This window comes from Meiothermus ruber DSM 1279, from assembly GCF_000024425.1.
Taxonomy (GTDB): domain Bacteria; phylum Deinococcota; class Deinococci; order Deinococcales; family Thermaceae; genus Meiothermus; species Meiothermus ruber.
Genome location: NC_013946.1, coordinates 2,733,670 through 2,753,101 on the forward strand (window position 1 = coordinate 2,733,670; position 19,432 = coordinate 2,753,101).

Annotated in this window: 18 protein-coding genes and 1 pseudogene; 12 read left to right on the top strand and 7 right to left on the bottom strand. The window is 63.6% G+C overall.

All coding sequences use genetic code 11. From position 1 onward, the window contains the following. Nucleotides 1-5 precede the first annotated feature (5 nt). The 7 genes from MRUB_RS13555 (at nucleotide 6) to MRUB_RS13585 (ending at nucleotide 5,720) form a co-directional block, all read left to right on the top strand. Nucleotides 6-503: a GNAT family N-acetyltransferase gene (locus MRUB_RS13555; RefSeq protein ID WP_013014946.1), complete on the top strand. Its 498-nt coding sequence runs from the start codon at nucleotides 6-8 to the stop codon at nucleotides 501-503. 13 nt (nucleotides 504-516) lie between these two features. Then, nucleotides 517-1,953 (top strand): argininosuccinate lyase, encoded by a 1,437-nt coding sequence (gene argH, locus MRUB_RS13560; RefSeq protein WP_013014947.1) that lies wholly within the window; start codon nucleotides 517-519, stop codon nucleotides 1,951-1,953. Then, on the top strand, nucleotides 1,940-2,485 hold the full coding sequence (locus MRUB_RS13565) for an N-acetyltransferase (RefSeq protein ID WP_013014948.1): 546 nt from the start codon (nucleotides 1,940-1,942) through the stop codon (nucleotides 2,483-2,485). Before argH ends, MRUB_RS13565 begins: the two co-directional genes overlap by 14 nt. Before the next feature lie 58 nt (nucleotides 2,486-2,543). Further along, a complete protein-coding gene (locus MRUB_RS13570) occupies nucleotides 2,544-3,638 on the top strand; it encodes a type II toxin-antitoxin system HicB family antitoxin (RefSeq protein ID WP_013014949.1) in 1,095 nt (364 codons plus the stop codon). A 101-nt stretch (nucleotides 3,639-3,739) separates the two neighbouring features. Further along, nucleotides 3,740-4,906, top strand: coding sequence for a glutamine-hydrolyzing carbamoyl-phosphate synthase small subunit (carA, locus tag MRUB_RS13575; protein ID WP_013014950.1), 1,167 nt, complete (start codon nucleotides 3,740-3,742; stop codon nucleotides 4,904-4,906). Nucleotides 4,907-5,095: 189 nt separating this feature from the next. Further along, a complete protein-coding gene (locus MRUB_RS15660; RefSeq protein WP_013014951.1) occupies nucleotides 5,096-5,383 on the top strand; it encodes a nucleotidyltransferase family protein in 288 nt (95 codons plus the stop codon). Then, nucleotides 5,373-5,720, top strand: coding sequence for a HepT-like ribonuclease domain-containing protein (locus MRUB_RS13585; RefSeq protein WP_013014952.1), 348 nt, complete (start codon nucleotides 5,373-5,375; stop codon nucleotides 5,718-5,720). Before MRUB_RS15660 ends, MRUB_RS13585 begins: the two co-directional genes overlap by 11 nt. Before the next feature lie 48 nt (nucleotides 5,721-5,768). Here MRUB_RS13585 and MRUB_RS13590 read toward each other — a convergent pair whose 3' ends face one another. Beyond that, the gene (locus MRUB_RS13590; RefSeq protein ID WP_013014953.1) at nucleotides 5,769-6,395 is read right to left on the bottom strand and encodes a TapB family protein; all 627 of its coding nucleotides are present in this window, start codon (nucleotides 6,393-6,395) and stop codon (nucleotides 5,769-5,771) included. Between the two features lie 130 nt (nucleotides 6,396-6,525). Between MRUB_RS13590 and MRUB_RS13595 the strand changes: the two genes are divergently transcribed. Continuing rightward, nucleotides 6,526-7,383 (top strand): alpha/beta hydrolase, encoded by an 858-nt coding sequence (locus tag MRUB_RS13595; RefSeq protein ID WP_013014954.1) that lies wholly within the window; start codon nucleotides 6,526-6,528, stop codon nucleotides 7,381-7,383. Nucleotides 7,384-7,407: 24 nt separating this feature from the next. Here MRUB_RS13595 and solA read toward each other — a convergent pair whose 3' ends face one another. Both solA and MRUB_RS13605 read right to left on the bottom strand, forming a co-directional pair. Then, the gene (solA, locus tag MRUB_RS13600; protein ID WP_013014955.1) at nucleotides 7,408-8,583 is read right to left on the bottom strand and encodes an N-methyl-L-tryptophan oxidase; all 1,176 of its coding nucleotides are present in this window, start codon (nucleotides 8,581-8,583) and stop codon (nucleotides 7,408-7,410) included. Beyond that, nucleotides 8,580-9,551, bottom strand: coding sequence for an NADPH:quinone oxidoreductase family protein (locus tag MRUB_RS13605; protein ID WP_015586686.1), 972 nt, complete (start codon nucleotides 9,549-9,551; stop codon nucleotides 8,580-8,582). Before MRUB_RS13605 ends, solA begins: the two co-directional genes overlap by 4 nt. Nucleotides 9,552-9,678: 127 nt before the next feature. Between MRUB_RS13605 and crtI the strand changes: the two genes are divergently transcribed. From crtI to MRUB_RS13620, 3 genes and pseudogenes are all read left to right on the top strand, one after another. Continuing rightward, nucleotides 9,679-11,319 (top strand): phytoene desaturase family protein, encoded by a 1,641-nt coding sequence (gene crtI / locus MRUB_RS13610; RefSeq protein ID WP_013014957.1) that lies wholly within the window; start codon nucleotides 9,679-9,681, stop codon nucleotides 11,317-11,319. A 9-nt stretch (nucleotides 11,320-11,328) separates the two neighbouring features. Next, nucleotides 11,329-11,916, top strand: a complete 588-nt coding sequence (locus MRUB_RS13615) for a SinI family restriction endonuclease (RefSeq protein ID WP_013014958.1) — start codon at nucleotides 11,329-11,331, stop codon at nucleotides 11,914-11,916. Nucleotides 11,917-12,018: 102 nt separating this feature from the next. Continuing rightward, nucleotides 12,019-13,136, top strand: a pseudogene (locus tag MRUB_RS13620) (DNA cytosine methyltransferase). Here the strand turns inward: MRUB_RS13620 and ilvA are convergent. From ilvA to bshA, 3 genes are read right to left on the bottom strand one after another with little or no spacing between them, the layout of a single operon-like run. Further along, on the bottom strand, nucleotides 13,133-14,365 hold the full coding sequence (gene ilvA, locus MRUB_RS13625; RefSeq protein WP_013014959.1) for a threonine ammonia-lyase: 1,233 nt from the start codon (nucleotides 14,363-14,365) through the stop codon (nucleotides 13,133-13,135). The pseudogene MRUB_RS13620 and the gene ilvA overlap by 4 nt on opposite strands. 55 nt (nucleotides 14,366-14,420) lie before the next feature. Continuing rightward, nucleotides 14,421-14,909 carry a CYTH domain-containing protein gene (locus MRUB_RS13630; protein ID WP_013014960.1) on the bottom strand — a complete coding sequence of 163 codons (489 nt, stop codon included), beginning with the start codon at nucleotides 14,907-14,909 and terminating at the stop codon, nucleotides 14,421-14,423. A 5-nt stretch (nucleotides 14,910-14,914) separates the two neighbouring features. Next, nucleotides 14,915-16,180 (bottom strand): N-acetyl-alpha-D-glucosaminyl L-malate synthase BshA, encoded by a 1,266-nt coding sequence (gene bshA, locus MRUB_RS13635; protein ID WP_013014961.1) that lies wholly within the window; start codon nucleotides 16,178-16,180, stop codon nucleotides 14,915-14,917. Between the two features lie 213 nt (nucleotides 16,181-16,393). On the opposite strand from bshA, the gene MRUB_RS15835 reads away from it, so the two are divergent. Beyond that, on the top strand, nucleotides 16,394-16,531 hold the full coding sequence (locus MRUB_RS15835) for a hypothetical protein (protein WP_015586683.1): 138 nt from the start codon (nucleotides 16,394-16,396) through the stop codon (nucleotides 16,529-16,531). Here MRUB_RS15835 and treS read toward each other — a convergent pair. Beyond that, nucleotides 16,521-19,415, bottom strand: a complete 2,895-nt coding sequence (gene treS / locus MRUB_RS13640; protein ID WP_013014962.1) for a maltose alpha-D-glucosyltransferase — start codon at nucleotides 19,413-19,415, stop codon at nucleotides 16,521-16,523. The genes MRUB_RS15835 and treS overlap by 11 nt on opposite strands. Nucleotides 19,416-19,432 lie beyond the last annotated feature (17 nt).

Below are 19,432 nucleotides of genomic sequence, written 5' to 3' on the forward strand. Positions count from 1 at the left end.
CCAGCATGGCCGCCCAGGTATCCATTCGCCTCGCCACCCCCGCCGATGCAGCGGCCATTGCTCTGGTGGTGCGACAGGCCTGGGCCGACCGGGTGGCAAGGGACTCCTCGGGGCATAAAGAAAGCCCCGAGCAGGTGCGGGCCGACCTCGAGCGCGGCTACGGCTGGGTGGCCCTGGATGGAGAAGCGGTGGTGGGCACGGTGCGCCTGGTACGGCACCCTGACCCGCTGGAGCGGGGGGTGTGGGAGGTGCGCAGGCTGGGGGTGCTGCCCGAGTACCGCCGGCAGGGGGTGGCCCACCGGCTGATGGAGGCCCTGCTCTGCCAGGCCTTCGAGCTGCGGGCCAGGGAACTGCGCTTAGCTGTGCGCCACGACCAGCCCAAACTCCTGAAGTGGTACACCCAGTTTGGCTTTACCTACGACCCCAGCCTGCGCTACAGCACACCCAACCCCCAGACCCCACCCCCTTTTGTGATGTCGAAGAAGCTCGAGGTGCAGTCGTGACGAGGAGGAAGGTTTGAGCCAGGAAACTCAAAAAACCTGGGGTGGCCGCTTCAGCGAGGCCCCCAGCCAGATCGCCCAGGAGTTCAACGCCTCCTGGAGCTTCGATAAGCGCCTGGCCCTGGTGGACATCCAGGGCTCGCTGGCCCACGCGGCCATGCTAGCCCAGCAGGGCATCCTGACCCTCGAGGAAGAAGCCCAGATCCGCCAGGGTCTTTTGGCGGTGCAGCAGGAGATTTTGCAGGGCAGCTTTCAGTGGCGGGAGGAGCTGGAAGACGTGCACATGAACATCGAGGCCCGCCTGATCGAACTGGTGGGCCCGGTGGGGGGCAAGCTGCACACCGCCCGCAGCCGCAACGACCAGGTGGCCACCGACCTGCGCCTGTGGGTGCGGGGCGAGCTGACGAGCCTGCTGGACGAGCTAAAGGCGCTGCGCAAGGTTCTGGTGCAGGAGGCCGAGAAGCACCTCGAGCCCCCCCTGGTTCTGCCCGGCTACACCCACCTGCAGCGGGCCATGCCGGTGCTGCTCTCGCACTGGTTCCTGGCTTACTACGAGATGATCTCGCGCGACGCGGGCCGCCTGCAGGACGCGCTCCACCGCCTCAACGAGTCGCCCCTGGGGGCGGCGGCCCTGGCCGGCACGGGCTTCCCCATCGACCGCCACGCCACCGCGCAGGCCCTGGGCTTCACCCGCCCCATGCGCAACTCCATGGACGCGGTGGCCTCGCGCGACTTCGTGCTCGAGGTGCTGGCAGCTTTGGCCATCGGCCAGATCACCCTCTCGCGCCTGGCCGAGGAGATCGTCCTCTACACCACCTTCGAGTTCGGCTTCGCCGAGCTGCCCGACGCCTTCTCCACCGGCTCCTCCATCATGCCCCAGAAGAAAAACGCCGACCACGCCGAACTCATCCGGGGCAAGGCGGGCCGGGTGCTGGGCAGCTTCGTCACGCTGGCCACCCTGACCAAGGGCCTGCCCCTGACCTACAACAAAGACCTGCAGGAGGATAAAGAACCCCTCTTCGACGCGGTGGACACCTACCGGGCCTCGGTCAAACTGCTGGCCGCCATGCTGCCAGGCCTGACCTGGAAACCCGAACCCATGCGCAAAGCCGCCGAGTCGGGCTTCTCGCTGGCCACCGAGCTGGCCGACTACCTGGCCGAGCGCGGCCTGCCCTTCCGCGAGGCCCACCATGCGGTGGGGCGCCTGGTGCGGTACTGCGCCGAACACGGCAAAGAGCTGCGCGACCTGAGCCTATCCGAGCTGCAGGGCTTCCATCCGCTGTTTGGCGAGGATGCCCTGCCGCTCACGCGCTTGGAAACCGCCATTCACCGACGACGGAGCCACGGCGGCACCGCCCCCGAGGCGGTGCGGGAGGCTCTGCGACAGGCCAGGCTCGAGGTCGAAGGATCAAACGGGATGGGGGAGGCTTTAGAAAGAGATGAGCACAATTGAAATTGGAACCACCGTGCTGCCCAAGGTGCGCTGGAACGCCCAGGTGGAGCTGCGCAAGGCCCGGATGAAGGACGTGGAGCCGATCTACACCCTCATCAAATACTGGGCCGAACGCGGCCTGATGCTGGTGCGCAGCCACAATCACCTGTACGAAAACCTGCGCGACTTTTTCGTGCTGGAAGACGAAGACGGGCAGATTGTGGGCAGTGGGGCCCTGCACATCCTCTGGCACGACATCGCCGAGGTGCGCGGCCTGGCCATCCACCCTGAGCGGCAGGGGCAGGGCCTGGGCCGCTGGATTGCCCTGGCCGCCGAGCGCGAGGCCAAAGACCTGGGCATCCCGCAGATTTTCGCCTGGACGCTACAGGTTCGCTTTTTTACCTCGCTGGGCTACCAGGTCACCACCCGTGAGCAGCTCCCGCCCAAGGTCTTCGCCGAGTGCAGCGCCTGCCCCTTCTACGACAACTGCCGCGAGATCGGGGTGACCAAGGTGCTGGACGCCGAAAACGCCTACCGCAAGCCCGGGGCGTGAACCGAACACCCCGGTATGGGGCGCGGCGCGCCCGGGCTAACCTTTAGAATCGGAAGGTATGGGATTGATCAGCGAATACCTCTCGGCGGCGCTGCGGCAGGCCCGCTACAAACCAAGCGAGGGTGGGTTTATCGAGGCCAGCGTGCCGGGCCTGGCCGGCGTGATGGTGCGGGGGCGCACCTTTGAGGAGTGCCGCGAACGCTTACAGGACGAACTCGAGCTCTACCTGGCCCGCACCCTGCTGGCCCACGAGGCCCTGCCGGAGATACCGGGGGCCTCCAACGCCCTGCAGACCCTGGCCCTGGAGATTCACCCCGGCGCCAGCCTGGTCGAGCAGACCATTCTCCAGACCGCGCGCACCATCCTGGAAGAAGTGCGGCTGCTGCGGCGCGGCGGCGGAAGCCCGGAAAAACCACGAACCCCGGAGGCCCGGCGGCCCTCTTTCCGCATCTCCGAGTACGTGCAGGAAGCCGGGCTGGGGCTTCAGCCGAGCCAGAATGGCCTGACCGAGGCCGAGGAAAAAATCTTCGAGCGCGTGAGCGGTTTCCTGGGCGAGCGCTACGGCTCGCTCGAGGGCCTCTACCAGAAGCTCAAGGCCGCCACCCAGAAGGACAACGGCGAGTTCCAGTACTCGCTGGCCTCGCTCAGCCAGCAGGACATCGGCATCAACACCCAGTTGTGCACCCTGCTCAAGGAGGGGGGGCTGCTCAAGAGCTACACCTACAGCCCCAAGCAGCGCCGCATTTATGGCCGCCTGGCCGACGATGGCAAGACCCGCGGCCTGATCACGGGGGGCTGGCTCGAGCGCTACGCCCGCCAGGTGGTGCAGCTCACCCTGCGGCGGCGCAACATCCCCCACGACCTGCTCCTGAACCCGGTGCTGCTCTATCCCAACGGCGACCGCTTCGAGGTAGACCTGCTGCTGCGCACCCCGCAGCTCTTCCTGCTCCTGGAGTGCAAGACCGGGGGCTACGAGGAGAACCTCGAGCGCCACCAGCGCATCGCCGCCGACCTGCGCATTCCCGCCAAGCAGGTGCTGTACCTGCTCCTGGGCGTGCCCGAGGCCGTGCTGGATGAGCTAAGCCGCCAGTGGGGCTTTACCTTCGTCAACGAAAAAACCCTATCCGAGCGGCTCGAGCGCCTGCTGGGCTAACTGCCAGGATGAGGAAAAGTCTGGGGGGGCACTAAAGGACTGAGATTGCATAGATTTGCAAAAAGCGTGTATATTGTTCGCTTGGGAAGCGAGGCGCTGGCATGAGAGAACGCGCAGTTTTGGTTCTGGAAGATGGCACCGCCTACCACGGCTACGCCTTCGGCCACCGCGGTAAGAGCGTGGGTGAGGTGGTGTTTAACACCGCCCAGACTGGCTATCAGGAGATTCTGACCGACCCCAGCTACAACGGGCAGATTGTGGTCATGACCTACCCCCACCAGGGCAACTACGGGGTGAACGTCTTCGACATGGAGTCGAACCGTCCCTGGGTGCGCGGTTTTGTGGCGCGGGAATTCAGCAAGTACACCGCCGGCCCCCGCGCCCAGCAGAGCCTGGAAGAGTTTATGCGCGATACCGGGGTGATCGGCCTCGAGGGCATTGACACCCGCGCCCTGGTGCGCAAAATCCGCGAAGGTGGGGTGATGAAAGGCGTGATTGCCCACGCCACCCACTTCGGCTCGCCCAGCTACCGCTTCACCCCCGAAGACATCGCGGCCCTGCGCGAGGAGGCCCGCAAGTGGACCGACATTGACGGGCGCGACATGACCCCCGAGGTCTCCACCCCCCTGCCCTACCAGTTCCCCACCTTCAAAGGACAGCGCCGGGTGGTGGTGATGGACTTTGGCATCAAGCACGCCCAGATGCGCTACATGGCCGAGCTGGGCTTCGAGCTGATCGTGGTGCCGGGCAAAACCAGCCCCGCGCAGATCATGGCCCTGGAGCCCCACGGCCTGTTCGTCTCCAACGGCCCCGGCGACCCCAGCATGCCCCGCTACGCCCACGAGACCCTCTGGAAGCTAATGGGCCTTTTGCCCACCTTTGGCATCTGCCTGGGCCACCAGCTCCTGGGCCTGGCCGCGGGCGGGCGCACCTTCAAGCTCAAGTTTGGGCACCGGGGGGCCAACCACCCGGTCAAGAACCTGCTCACCGGCAAGATCGAGATCACCAGCCAGAACCACGGCTACGCGGTAGACCCCGACACCCTCAAAGACTTCAAGCCCACCCACATCAACCTGAACGACGGCACCCTGGAGGGCATGGCCCACCTGCGCTACCCGGTGTTCAGCGTGCAGTACCACCCCGAGGCCTGCCCCGGCCCCCACGACTCCATCTACCTGTTCCACCGCTTCTTAGAGGAGGTGGACGCCTTCAACGGCCTGACCGGAACGCCGGTGGAAAAGCAGCGTGTGGGGGGTTTGGGGATTTAGGAAAGGTACAAAGAGTTTTTGAAGTTGTTGAACGAACATGAGGTGGAGTTGGCGGATACGCGGTCGGGCACTGTTGCCGCATACCGCGTTTTCCCGCTCGAACAGCTATTTCGCTTCTCGCGGGGGCTCCATGACAAGCAAAAATCAGAGGTGGAGAGCTTGCCAGCGCAGCCTTGCTACAATGATGTTGTGAAGCTCTCGGAGCTGGAAAATATCCTAAAAAACCACCGGGCTGAGCTCGATACCTTTGGCGTCAGGCGGCTTTATGTGGTGGGCTCTGTGGCTAGAGGGGAAGCACGGCCCGGCAGCGATGTTGATTTTGTGGTTGAACTCGAGCGCTACACGTTGCGTGATTTTGTAGGGCTCAAGCTGGCCCTCGAGGACTGGCTTGGTATGGCTGTTGATCTAGCTACCCTAAGAAGCCTCAAACCCCAGCTTCGTAAGGAGCTCGAGGGAGACATGAAGCGTGTCGCGTAGGCTAGATCTGTACTTTCAGGACATTCTCGAGGCTACTGCCCGCATTCGTCGCTATACCCAGGGTCTGGTCTTCGAGGATTTTGATCAAAATGAGCTGGTTCTAGATGCATGTATTCGCAATTTTTTGGTCATAGGTGAAGCGGTTAAGCAAATCCCAGACGAGTTGCGTCTCCAGCAGCCCGAAATCCCGTGGCGCCTGATTGCGGGAATGCGAGATGTGCTGGTTCATGCCTATTTCTCCACGGATAGCCGGGTGCTTTGGGACGTGATTGAGAATGAACTCGAGCCTCTAGAACAGGCTATTGGAAAGATGCTCGCCAATGAGGCTTCCGAGTAGCTCCCAGGTGTCCTGTGCAGGTTTTGACTGAAAGCGCAGATTGATTGGTTATCCGCTGCGCCTGAACTCCAGCAGCTCACTGCTCTGCCCACCCAAATTGCTCTCGCTGACCTGCTTGACCACCCCCACCTCCTCGGCAAACCAGTAGGTGGCCTTGCCACTGAGGCCGATGCCAAACTCCCCTCGAAACACCGCCTCGACCCGCAGGGCTTCGAACTGGCCGGCTGCTACGGTGATGGTTTCCCTGGCAACGATGCGGTTTTCCACCTCGAGAAACCCGCTGAGCTCGAAAAACGCAATTCTTCCTTTCAACTCGTAGCGGTAGGCCCAGCGCCCCCCTACCAGCCAGGTTTCACCACTGGGGATGATCACCCCCGTCAACCTGGTGAACCGCAGGCTACCCCCCGGAATGGCCCGCTCGCCCTCTGGCAAGGTGCGCAAACCCTGGGGGGTGCACACCCACTGGGTGGTCTCGGTGCGGTCGGGGTAGCGGCGTTGTTCGAGCAGGGTGCTGGGGCCGGTGGGTGTAAAGGTTTGGAGATAGGTTTGGTTGCTGCTCAAGTCACGGTAGCGCCAGCGCAGGCTGGGGTCGGTGGGATAGAAGGGGCTCGAGCAAAGATTGCCCAGCGCCAGACCCCCCAACCATAGCACCATGCCAAAAACCCAGGCTTTCATACCACCAATGTGGGCTTTTAGCTTCAGGGAAATGTGGTAGCACCTGACATTGCTCAAAAAAATCGTTGACCGCCAGGTGCGCCAGTTCGCTTGGGCTCGACTTTTGGTGGTAAGCCCGTACAATACGCCAATGGGCTATCTCGCTCAGGCACAAACCTGGAAACCCCACCCCACCGGCCCCGGCCACACCGTGGTGGGGGAGGTGCTGGTTTATGAGGACTTGCGCAGCCCACAACTGGGCAACAAGCGCGACATTCTGGTCTACCTGCCGCCTTCCTACCGCAAAAGCAGCCGCCGCTACCCGGTGCTCTATATGCACGATGGGCAGAACCTCTTCGACGAGGCCACCAGCTATGTGGGCGAGTGGCGGGTGGACGAAAGCATGGAGGTGCTGGCTCGAGAAGGGCTAGAAGCCATTGTGGTGGGCATTCCCAACATGGGGGTGGAGCGCCTCAACGAATACAGCCCCTTCCACGACCCCCAGCACGGCGGCGGCAAGGGCGAGAAGTACCTCAAGTTCCTAATCGAGACCGTTAAGCCCTTCATCGACGATGAGTTCCGCACCCTGCCAGGCCGCGAGCACACCGGCGTGATGGGTTCTTCGATGGGGGGCTTTATCAGCTTGTGTGCCTATTACCTGCACCCCGAGGTTTTTGGCATTGCCGGGGTGGTGAGCCCCGCATTCTGGTTTGCCGATGGGGCCATCTACAGCTTTGTGGAAAAAGCCCCCCAGGTGCCCGGCAGGCTCTACATGGATGTGGGCTTCCGCGAGCTCACCCTCTCGCACGTGAGCAGCCGCCGCTATCTGGAAGGGGTGCGGCGCATGCACCGCCTGCTATTGCAAAAAGGCTGGCAGCCTGGCCAGGATTATCTTTATCTGGAAGACCCGGAGGGCGTGCACAACGAAAGCCATTGGGCGCGGCGTTTTCCCGAGATGATGCGTTTTTTGTTTGGCGATAAGCGGGTCGAAGCACAGGCCAGGCGGTGATACCTCGCCACACCCCCTGAAGCTCTAAGCCTGAGCCCATGGCGGCCTGTGGCCCAGGCGGAAGGGGGCTATGTCCAGGGCGCTTTGCCCCTCCAGGGCCAGTTCGGCCATGATCTCCCCCACCGCTGCTGAATGCTTAAAACCGTGGCCCGAACAGGGCGAGGCCACCAGGATGCGCTCGGCGTCGGGGTGGTGGTCGAGGATGAAGTCGCCATCGGCAGTGGAGGTATACAAGCAGGTGGCGCTTTTGAGGCAGGCGGGGCCCAGCCCTTTCAACCGGCCCTGCACGTAGCCCTCGAGGAAAGCCTGCACCTCGGCCTCGAGCACCGCGCGCTCGACCCGATCGGGGTGGGTGGATACCCGCGACTGCTCGGTGGCCACCTTCACCCCTTGCACAACCTGGGGAAAGCCGTAAAAGTGCTCGCCCTCGCCGCTGCCAAACATCCAGATGAAAATGGGAAACCGCCCCGGTGCGTAGGCCTGGGGATCCTGGGCCTCGAGCCAGAACAACACCTGCCGGTAGACCCGGAGCACCCGCTTAAAGGGCTCGCCCAGCAGGTCGGCTGCCCAGGCCCCTGCGCTTACCACTGCTTTGGCTGCGGTGTAGCGGTTCTTATCGGTCTCGACCTGTACCCCATCGGCCTGGGGGATGAGCCGCTGCACCCTTTCGCCCGTGTGCACCCCGGCGCCCAGGCGCTGGGCCAGCTCGAGCTGAACCTGTATGCAGCGCTCGGGGTAGAGCAGCCCGGCCCCCGGCTCGTAGTAGCCGGTCTCGTCGCCCTTCAGGCCAAACTGGGGAAAGCGCGCCTCGATCTGGGCCGCGTCCAGCACCTCGTGGGGAATCCCAAACTGCCGGGCGGCCTGGATGGTGCGCTGCAAAAACTGTGGCTTGCCGTGGTGCAGGGCCTCGCCCACCGGGCTGCTTAGAATCAGGCCCCCGCAGGCCAGAAAAAGCGAGGCCCCGCTCTGGGTCTCGAGTTCCCGCCAGATCTGGTGCGAGCGCAGCACCAGCGGCACGTACGCTGCCCCCTCCCCAATGGCCTGCCGGGTGATGCGGGTCTCGCCATGGCTGGAACCGTAGGTATGTGGGGGCCTGTGCTGATCCAGGCCGATCACCCGGGCCCCGCGCCGGGCAAGCTGGTACAGCGCAGCACTGCCCATCGCACCCAGGCCCACCACCACCACATCGGCGCTGTTCATGGCTGCAGAATCACCTTCCCGGTGTTCTTGCGGCTCAACACAAACCGGAAGGCCTCGGCCGCCTCTTCCAGCTTAAAGCGCTCCCCCACCACCGGCCGAACCTGGCCCGAGGCCACCAGGGGCATCAGAAAATCCACAGCGGCCTGCATCTCGGCGGGGTCGCTCAGGAACGGGGTGAGCCAGACCCCAATCACGCTCTGGTTGCCCTTCATCAGGCCCACCGGGTGCATCTGGGCCATCTCGCGCGAGGCCGAACCGATTACCAGCAAGCGGCCCCTGTAGGCCAGCATCTTGAGGCTCTGGGCGAAGCCCGCGCCCCCCACCACCTCCATCAGGATGTCCACCCCTTTGCCCTCGGTGGCGTTCCTGACAGCCTCGAGCAGGTTGTCCTGGGTGTTGAGCAGGGTCACATCGGCCCCCAGGCGGCGGCACAGGGCCAGCTTTTCCTCGCTGCTAGCCAGGGCAATTACCCGCAAGCCCATCTGCTTGGCAATCTGAATGGAGGCCGTACCCAGCGCACCGGCGGCCGCCTGGATAAGCACCCATTCGCCGGGCTGGGCCCGGGCCTGGGTTCTCAGGGCAAAGTAGGCGGTGAAGTAGGAGACCGGAAAGGCCGCGGCCTCGGCTGCGCTCATCTGGGGCGGCAGCGGCAGCACCGAACGGACTGGCACCACCGCATACTCGGCAAAAGCGCCGCTGCCCCCCAGGGCCGCCACCCGCACCCCTGGCTGTAAGCCCTCCACCCCCTCGCCCAGGGCCTCGATAACCCCTGCGAACTCCATGCCCGGCACCGTGGGGTAGCGGGTGCGCACCAGGTACTCACCAGCCACGTAGAGGATATCGGCGAAGTTGAGCCCCGCGGCCTCGACCCGGATGAGCACCTGCCCAGGGCCAGGGCTGGGTTTGGGAAGGTCGGTAAGTTCCAGAACCTCGGGGCCGCCTGCGCGCTGCACCTGAATGGCTTTCATGCTGCCTAGCATAAATCCCAAGGCCTGTTGCCGTCACCAGAAATAATCTGGGAGGTTCGATTATCTCCGCAAAATGTAGTTCCACCGAAAAATGCCCCTGACCCCTGGGGGTATCCTTGGCCTTGATATGACGAGAACGGCCATTGTGATTGGATCGGGTATTGGGGGCCTGGCCATGGGCCTTCGCCTGCAAAGCCTGGGCTTCGATACCACCATTGTAGAAAAACTGGACGGCCCCGGCGGGCGGGCCTACGTGCGGCAGGTGGACGGCTTCACCTTCGACATGGGGCCCACCGTTATCACCGTGCCGCACTTCATCGAGGAGTTGTTTAGCCTCGAGCGCGGGAAACCCCACCTGCACCTGCCCGATTTTCCCCCCGAGGTGCAGGGCGAGGACAAGCGCATCAAGAGCGGCCTCTCGGGCGGGCCCAACACCAGCAAGTACGTGCAGATCGTCCCCATTCTGCCTTTTTATCGCATCTACTTCGACGACGGCACCTTCTTCGACTACGACGGCGACCCCGAGAACACCCGCCGCCAGGTCAGGGAGCTGGGCGAGCCGGGCGACCTCGAGGGCTACGAGCGCTTCCACGCCGATGCCAGGGCCATTTTTCAGCGGGGGTTCCTCGAGCTCGGCTACACCCACTTCGGCGACCTGGGCACCATGCTGCGGGTGGTGCCCGACCTGCTGCGGCTGGACGCGGTGCGCACCCTGTTCAGCTTCGCCAGCAAGTACTTCAAGTCGCCCAAGCTGCGCCAGGTCTTCAGCTTCGAGACCCTGCTGATCGGGGGCAACCCCCTCAGCGTGCCGGCCATCTACGCCATGATTCACTTCGTGGAGAAGACCTGGGGCATCCATTTCGCCCTGGGAGGTACCGGGGCTCTGGTGCGGGCTTTCGTGCAAAAGTTCGAGGAGCTGGGCGGCAAGATGCGCTACAACGCCGAGGTCAAGAAGATTAACGTGGTGCGGGAGGGCCGAAAGAAAATCGCCAAGGGCATCACCCTGGCCGACGGCAGCGTGCTGCACGCCGATATTGTGGTCTCCAACGCCGACTACGCCCACACCTACCTGAAGCTAATCGAGCCCCAGTACCGCTTCTGGAACTCCGACCTCATCGTGAAGAAACGGCCCCAGAGCATGTCGCTGGTGGTGATCTATTTTGGCTTCAAAGCCGACGGCACCGAAGGGCAGAAGCTGCGGCACCACAACATCATCCTGGGGCCGCGCTACGAGGAGTTGCTGCGCGACATCTTCGGGCGTAAGGTGCTGGCCAAGGACTTCAGCCAGTACCTGCACATCCCCACCCTCACCGACCCCAGCCTGGCCCCGCCCGGCCACCACGCCGCCTACACCCTGATTCCAGTGCCCCACAACGGTAGCGGACTGGACTGGGATCTGCTGGGCGAGCCCTTTGTGAACAAGGTGCTCCGCTTCCTGGACGAGCGCGGCTACTTGCCGGGCCTGATGGAGCGTCTGGTGCACAAGAGCTTTATCACCCCCGACTACTTCGAGCACACCCTGAACAGCTACCTGGGTAACGCCTTTGGGCCCGAGCCCATCCTGGCGCAGTCAGCCTACTTCCGGCCCCACAACCGCAGCGAGGACATCGCCAACCTCTACCTGGTGGGCGCGGGCGTGCAGCCAGGGGCTGGCACCCCCAGCGTGATGATGTCGGCCAAGATGACCGCCCGGCTGATTGCCGAGGACTTTGGAATTGCGAATCAACCTGTGGAAAACCATTTACACGGAGAGCCAGTGAGCGTTTAGTATTGGTGGATGAATTTTGAAGGCTTGTTGGAGGCTGCTCACAACGTCGTCCGATCCCTTAGCAGGCCCTGGGATGACCGTCTCAATGTCATTCTGCGCTACTGCGTAGATCACGGGGCTTTCCCCAAGATCGGCAGGCTAAGCCCGGAAGGCGAGGATTTGCCCACTTATTTGAAGCTTTACATTACGCGCTATTATGGGGCTCGAGAGCAACGCCTGGAATTTCGCGCTGTTGGAACCACCCCTGATCCCGCTGTGGACGTGATTCTCCAGGCATTTATCGGTCTAAGCGATCTATCGGTTGTGTCAGAGCATCACCGCCAGTCGATGGCGGCGGAAAACCTGCTAGGCCTGCTGCTCGAACGCTACATCGCCGAGCAGCTTGAGCCGCAGGGCTGGGTATGGTGCGCTGGCAATACCGTGCGTTCGGTTGACTTCCTGTCTGGCGACCTCAGTACTGCGCTGCAGGTCAAGAATCGAGACAACAGCGAAAATAGCTCTTCTTCTGCTATCCGCCAGGGTACTTCCATCAAGAAGTGGCATCGCATCAATTCGAAAACGGGCAAAACCAATTGGCCCAGTTTCCCCGTTAAGTAATCTTAAGCGAAGAAGGCTTTCATCGCTATATTGAAGCTTACGCAAATAGCCTACAATAGAGTCGTGCGTAACCTATCGCATATTTCTCTGTTCTCCGGGGCGATGGGTCTGGATCTGGGCTTGGAGCAGACAGGTTTCATTACGCAGGTTTTGGTTGAGCTAGACCCGATAGCTCGCCAAACCATTCAGCACAATCTCAGGCGCCTTGGTCGCACAGCAGCCATTTTTGAGGACGTAACGCAGGTAACCGCAGAGATGCTGCTCGAGGCCGCTGGCCTGCGCATAGGCGAGGTTACCCTCATTTCCGGTGGCCCCCCTGTCAACCCTTCAGCACAGCAGGGCGCCGGGCGGCTATACAGGATCCTCGAGGGAGCCTATTTCGAGACTTCGTTCGTCTTATCGAGGGGGTGCGGCCCCGCTTCTTTGTGATGGAGAATGTGCGGGGTTTACTGTCCGCGGCCATTCGCCACCGCCCCATCAAGGAGCGGGGAAAAGGAGCTCCTCCTTACGAGCCCGATGAGCTTCCCGGCTCAGCCTTTCAGGTCATCCTCGCGGAGTTTGATCGCCTTGGTTATTCCTATGTGTACGGCCTGCTCAATGCGGCCGACTATGGTGTGCCTCAGGTGCGCGAGCGAGTGATTATTATTGGTAGTCGAGACCACGAGCCTATTGCCCTGCCCCAACCTACCCACCACAAAGATGGTCTGCACTTACCCCGCTGGCGCACAGTACGCGAGGCCTGGGATGGTTTAGACGACCCATCTCCAGAGTATCCACCTTACCCCGAGTCGCGGTTACGTTTTTTGCGCCCGGTTCCTGAGGGGGGCAACTGGCGCGATCTGCCTCCGGAGCTTTGGCCCGAAGCCATGGGTGGGGCGTTTACCTCTGGGGGTGGAAAAGTGGGCTTCTATCGCCGGCTGGCCTGGGACAAGCCGGCCCCTACCGTCACTACAAGCCCTGCACAAAAAGCTACCGACATGTGCCACCCCTCCGAGCTACGGCCCATCAGCGTCCGCGAAGCAGCCCGGCTGCAAGGTTTTCCCGACAATTGGCTGTTTTGTGGCTCAATGGCAGATCGCTATCGACAAATTGGCAACGCCGTTCCAGTGGGCCTGGGTAAAGCCATCGGCGAGAGCATTGTGGCAACCATGCGGGGGGAATCACGAACCACCATCCGGCAGGGCCGTCTGTTCGAATTGGCGGGCAAACCCAGCTCTTAATCCGGCCACTCCCCCACCCGTTCCCGCTCGGGGTGGTAGCCGGCCTGCTCGAGCCTCGCCATCACCTCTTTACCGTGCTCGGCGTCGCGCACCTCCAGCACCAGCTCTACCCCCACCTTGCCCAGCGGGGCCAGCCAGAGGGCTCGGCGGTGGAAGATATCAATGATGTTGGCCCCGGCGGCTGCTACGTGATCCACCACCCGCGCCAGCGCCCCCGGACGATCCACCACCGCCAGCTTGAGCAACAGGTAGCGGCCCTGCCGCACCATCACCTGCTCGATTACCCGGGAAAGCAGGTTGCCGTCGATGTTGCCTCCGCACAGCACCGTGGCGACGGTCTGACCGGGCCGCACCGGCACCTTGCCGGCCAGGATGGCCCCCATCCCGGCAGCCCCGGCCCCTTCCACCACCAGCTTGAGATGCTGGGCGCAGTGCACGATGCCGCGGGCGATCTCGTCGTCGGTGACCTCGAGCACCTGGTCTACGTACTGCTGGATGAGGGGGAGGGTTAGCTCGCCTGGACGTTTGACCGCAATGCCGTCGGCGATGGTCTGGGCCACCGGCACGCTCACCGGATGCCCGGCTCTGAGCGAGGGGTTGACCGGCGCACAGCCCGCCGCCTGCACCCCCACGATCTGGACTTGCGGGCGCAGGTGCTTGACTGCCAGGGCGATCCCCCCAATCAGCCCACCCCCACCGATGGGCACCACCAGCACGTCCAGGTCGGGCAGGGCCTCGAGCAGCTCGAGGCCGATGGTGCCCTGTCCAGCGATAATTTTTTCATCGTTGAAGGCGTGCACATAGGTGTAGCCGTGCTGCTCTTGAAGCTCGTGGGCATGGGCCACCGCGTCGTCGAAGCTGGCCCCGTGGAGCACCACCTCAGCCCCCAGGCGGCGGGTCGCCACCACCTTGGTGAGGGGGGCGTGCTGGGGCATCACAATGGTGGAGCGGATGCCCTGGAGCGAGGCCGCCAACGCCACCCCCTGGGCGTGGTTGCCCGCTGAAGGGGCGATCACCCCACGGGCCTTTTCCTCGGGGGTGAGGGCGGCAATTTTGTGATAGGCTCCGCGAATCTTGAAGGAGCCGCCGCGCTGCAAACACTCCGCCTTGACAAAGACCCGCGCCCCCAGCTCGTCGGAGGTAAGCGGGTCGGGTAGGGTGGGCGTGGAGGCGATAACCTTGCGAATGACCGCACGGGCGGCCTGGATGTCTTCAAAGCGAACTGCCATGCGGTGATTGTATCGCTAAGCGCCCACACCCCCGAGGCCTCCAGCCCACCTGGACTCACAAGCCCGGTAAAGGCCGCTGCCCCCACCTCGAGAACGGATGCTCCACCAGGCTGGCGTTGAGGTAGCGGGGGTCGTGGGTTACCTCCTCCCCCACCCAGTCGGGCAGCTCGAGGGGCTGGTCGGGCGACTCGAGCTCTACCTCGGCCACCACCAACCCCTGGTTCTCCCCGGCGAACTCGTCCACCTCCCAGACCCGCCCCCGAAATTCGATGCAGTAACGGGTTTTCTCGATCAGGGGCTTCAGGCAAAGGTGCTCCAACAGCTCCTGGGCCTCGGCCAGCGGGATGGGGTACTCGTACTCAAGGCGGGTCACCCCCTGGGCCTGGCCCTTGATGGTCAGGTAGGCCTGCCCGCCGGCTATACGCACCCGCACAGTGCGGGCCTCCTGGCGGCACAGGTAGCCCTGGCGGTACAGCACGCCCGCCGCGCCGGTTTTCCACTCCGGCGAACGCACCAGGAATTTACGCTCAATCTCCCGGCCCATGAAGATCAGGCATCGGCCAGGTTCCGCTCGAGGGTTCGCTCGTAGACCTCGAGGTACCGGGGCAGCACCACCTCGGGTCGGAAGTGCTCGATGGCCCGTGCACGGGCCGCCTCGCCCATAGCGCGGCGGCGGGCTCGGTTGGTAAGGATTTCCAGGCTGGCCTCGAGCATCGCCGGTATATCCCCCATAGGCCGCAGGAAACCGGTTTTACCCTCTTCAATCAGCTCGGGCAGCCCGCCCACCCGGCTGGCCACCACCGGCACCCCACTAGCCATGGCTTCCAGGGCCACCAGACCGAAGGATTCCTGCTCAGAAGGCACCAGCAAAAGATCGGCCACACTCATGAACTTCTCGATGCTGGGCGTGGATTCCAAAAACTGCACCCGTCCGGCGATCTCCAGCTCGTCGGCCAGCTCCATGCACTCCTGGCGCAGCGGTCCATCCCCGATCATCAACATACGGGCCGGCATCTGCTCGAGGATGCCAGCAAACACCCGCAGCGCATCCAAAGGCCGCTTAACTGCGCGAAAGTTGGAAACATGCAGCACGATGGCCTCCTCGGGCTGGGCAAAGCGGGCCCGGTAGGCCGGGTCTTTGTTGGGCTGGAAGCGCTCCGGATCCACCCAGTTGTAGATCACCTCAATCTCGCGCTCCACCCCCAACTGGGCGCGGGCCTCCTCAGCCAGCGCGCGGGAGACCGCCGTTACTGCGTCCGAGCTGCGCACCGCGTGCTGGGTGGTCTTGGCAAAAGCCGGCTCACGCCCCACCAGGGTGACATCGGTACCGTGCAGGGTGGTAACCACCTTGATCTCCAGCCCCATCTCACGGGCCAGAATAGCGCTCGTCGCATGTGGAATAGCGTAGTGGGCGTGCACCAGATCGATTTTGAAGCGTTCGATGAGCTCGGCAATAGAGTTAGCCGCCGTCAGGGGGGTGAGCGGCTCCTGGAACAAGGGGTAGTCGGCGCTCAGCACCTGATGGAAGTTAAGGGAGCCAGCCCGCAACGGCTTTTTGAGAAGACCCAGCCAGCGGGCAACGCTCTGTTTGGAGGCCTGAAAAATGCGGCCCAGCCCACCCACCGGGTTCTGGCCCATCGAGCGCAGGTTGCTGCTCAGGCCGAGCTGGTTGAGGCGTTCTTCAGTCAGGCGGAAGGGCCGTTCGGTAGCCACCAGATGCACGTTATGCCCCAGCCCGGCCAAGGCCAGGGCCAGCTCGGTCGCCACCACACCCGAACCCCCTGCGCTGGCGTGACAAAGAATTGCAATGTTCATAAAACCTCCTGTTCGGGTCAGCTCAAGATTCGGAACGGGACACCCCCTAAAAGCTGTGCTCTATACTGCATGAACCGGGTCAGCGCAACTTCAGATAGGGGGCTTACTGAGCTTAAAGTGCTGATGTGAGAAAATGCCGAGAACCCAACTGCAGGCCCCACCCCCAGCTTATAAGAGACTGTCTTAATACCCTCCCTCATGCTATAGTCACGCATGGAACTCAGAGAAAGCCGCTACCCCAGCGATCTGACCGACCAGGAATGGGCTATCCTGGCACCCCTGATGCCTCAGCCCTCCGCCTCCTCCCCCGAGGAGGCCCAGTTCACCCCCAAGGCGCCCGTCAAGGGCTAGCGGCCCGTTCCTTCCACCGGCGGAGGATGCGCAGGCGGATGGATCGTTCCTCCCGCTGGAGCTGAACCTCGGCCCAGGAGGCCATGACACCCGGCCAAGCCTCTAGGTCTAGGGGCTCCGGGACGGTGTCCTGGTAGGCGCCGAGCAGGGCCTCCACCACGAACGCCCCCACGGCCTGGCTCATGCCCTCCTCCTCTTCTCCCAAGCTCTCCCAGGCTAATTCCACGGCCCGCTCCAAGTCGTAGGCCATCCGCGCCAGGTCCTCCAGGGGGCTTCCCCAGCCCCGGGGCCCCAGGGCCAGGAGGTAAAGCTCCCCCGAGACCTCCAGAAAAGCCCCCAGGCCCCGCCCCAGCAGGGGCACCCCTTCCCCCTCCCCCTCCACCTGCTTAAGGCGCTGGTGCAGGAGGGCCAGGCGGACTCCAAGGAGCCGGGCCAGGCTTTCCAGCTCCCTTAGGGCTTCCACCAGAAGCCCAGCCCCTCCCTCCTCGAGGCGCTGCCCCCGCAGGCGGGCCAGACCCTCGGCGGCTAGGGTCTGGACCAGGGCGAAAGCCTCCTGCGGCTTTCCTTCCGGGAGGGGTCCCGTGAGGGCCAGGACCCGGCGTTCCCTCCCGCGTTCCCAAACCAGCTGCCCCTCTGGGGGCAGGATCCAAGGCAGATCCAGCCGGGGCAGGGTCTCGAGGGTGCGGTTCAGCCCCCCGTCCTGAACCAGCCCCAGCTGGAGCCAGACCCCATCGCCCGCGGCCAGGCCGGGCCGCAGCAGGGTGAGCTCCTCGGGGACGGGCCCCCGGTGCTCCCCTCGGTAGTAGGCCTTAAGGCTCCTGCCCTGGAAGCCCTCCTTGAGCCGGCGGAGCAGGAGGGCGTAAAACCCCGCGTCTTGGGAGAGCTCGTAGAGGTAGCCCTCTCGAGGCCGGGTGCGGGCGAAGGCCCCCGAGCTCTCGCGTTCCTCGGCGTCCCAGGCCAGGGGGAGGAAGACCAGGGTGCGGCCGTGGTGTTCCAGCTGGAGGAGGGTGAGGTAGAGGGGGGACGTTTTCTGGAACCGCAAAGCATCGTAAAGCTCCCCCCGCTGGGGTTTCAGGGCCAACCAGCTTCGCTCCCCCAGCCACTGAACCAGGGCCTTTAGGAAGGCAGCCCTGGCCCTTTCGTCCGCCATGGTCTCCACGAAGAGGGACTCGAGGCCTTCCTCCATGGGAACCTGGGGGAGCATTTCGGGGGTGACCTCTTCGGCCCAATCCGGGGCAGAGACGCGGATGGTTTCCGGAAGGGCGAGGGCGAAAAGGGTGAAGCCGTGAGGGCCCAGGGTCATGGGGTAAAGGGGCTGGGTTACCGGGGGGAAGGGGTTTTGGGAAAAGAGCTCTATGGGCACTAAGCCCTGGAACGCCTCCAAGGGGAGGTGGAAGGCTTGGGTGTAGCGGCTGAGGTTGGCCACAACTAAAAGGCGTTCTTCTCCGTAGGTGCGGAGGTAGGCCAGGATCCGCCGGTTTTCCACGGGTAAGAGGGTGAGCGTCCCCTGGCCGAAGACCTGGGCGTACCGCTTCCTCAGGGCCAAAAGCCGCCGGTTAAAGTTGAGCAGGGAGTGGGGGTTATCCTGCTGGGCTTCCACGTTGACGAAGTGGTAGCTGTAAGGCCCTTCGCTGACCGGGGGCAGGAAGAGCCGGTGGTAGGGTGCCCGGGAGAACCCGGCGTTGCGGTCGGCGTACCACTGCATGGGGGTGCGCACCCCGTTGCGGTCCCCTAGGAAGGGGTTGTCCCCCATGCCGATTTCGTCCCCGTAGTAGAGGATGGGGGAGCCCTTAAGGGTGAGGAGCAGGGCCTGCAGCAGCTCGTAGCGTCGGCGATCTCCCCCAAGAAGGGGCATTAGGCGGCGGCGGATGCCCAGGTTGATGCGGAAGCGGGGATCGGGGGCGTAGATCTCCCAGAGGAACTCCCGCTCCTCTTCCGTTACCTTTTCCAGGGTGAGCTCGTCGTGGTTGCGGAGGAAAAGCGCCCACTGGGCGCTTTCGGGGATGCCCTCCGTTTCCTGGAGCATGGCCTCAATGGGCCGCCGATCCTCCCGGCGCAGGGCCATGAAGATGCGGGGCATAAGGGGGAAGTTGTAGGCCATGTGAACCCCGTCTCCTTCCCCGAAGTAGGGGAGGGTTTCTTCCGGCCACATGTTGGCCTCCGCCAGGAGGATTTTTCCCGGGCCGTAGCGCTTCTCCAGGGCGGCCCGCAGGCGCTTTACCGCGGCGATGGTCTCCGGGAGGTTCTCGCAGGAGGTGCCCTCCCGCTCGTACAGGTAAGGGATGGCGTCCAGCCGGAAGCCGTCCACCCCCAGGTCAGCCCAGAAGAACATCACCTCCTGCATGGCCTTTTCCACCTCGGGGTTGTCCCAGTTGAGATCCGGCTGGTGGTGGTAGAAGCGGTGCCAGTAGTAGGCCCCGGCCACGGGGTCAAAGGTCCAGTTGGAGGTTTCAAAGTCCTGGAAGATGACCCGCACCCCCTTATACTTCTCCGGGGTGTCGCTCCAGACGTACCAGTCCCGCATGGGGCTTCCGGGTTTGCGGGCTTCCTGGAACCAGGGGTGGTCTATGGAGGTGTGGTTCAGCACCAGCTCCACGATGACCCTGAGCCCCATCTCGTGGGCCTCGTCCAAAAAGCGCTTGAAGTCCTCCAGGCTTCCGTGTACCGGGAGGATCTGGTAGTAGTCGGAGATGTCGTACCCGTCGTCCCGTAAGGGAGATTGGAAGAAGGGCATGAGCCACAGGGTGTTCACCCCGAGGGCCTCGAGGTAGGGGAGCTTCTGCCTTAGGCCCTCAAAGTCCCCGTAGCCGTCGTCGTTGGCATCGTAGAAGGAGCGGACGTGGAGCTGGTAGATGACTGCGTCCTTGTACCAAAGAGGATCCACACCCTAAAGCTAGGGGG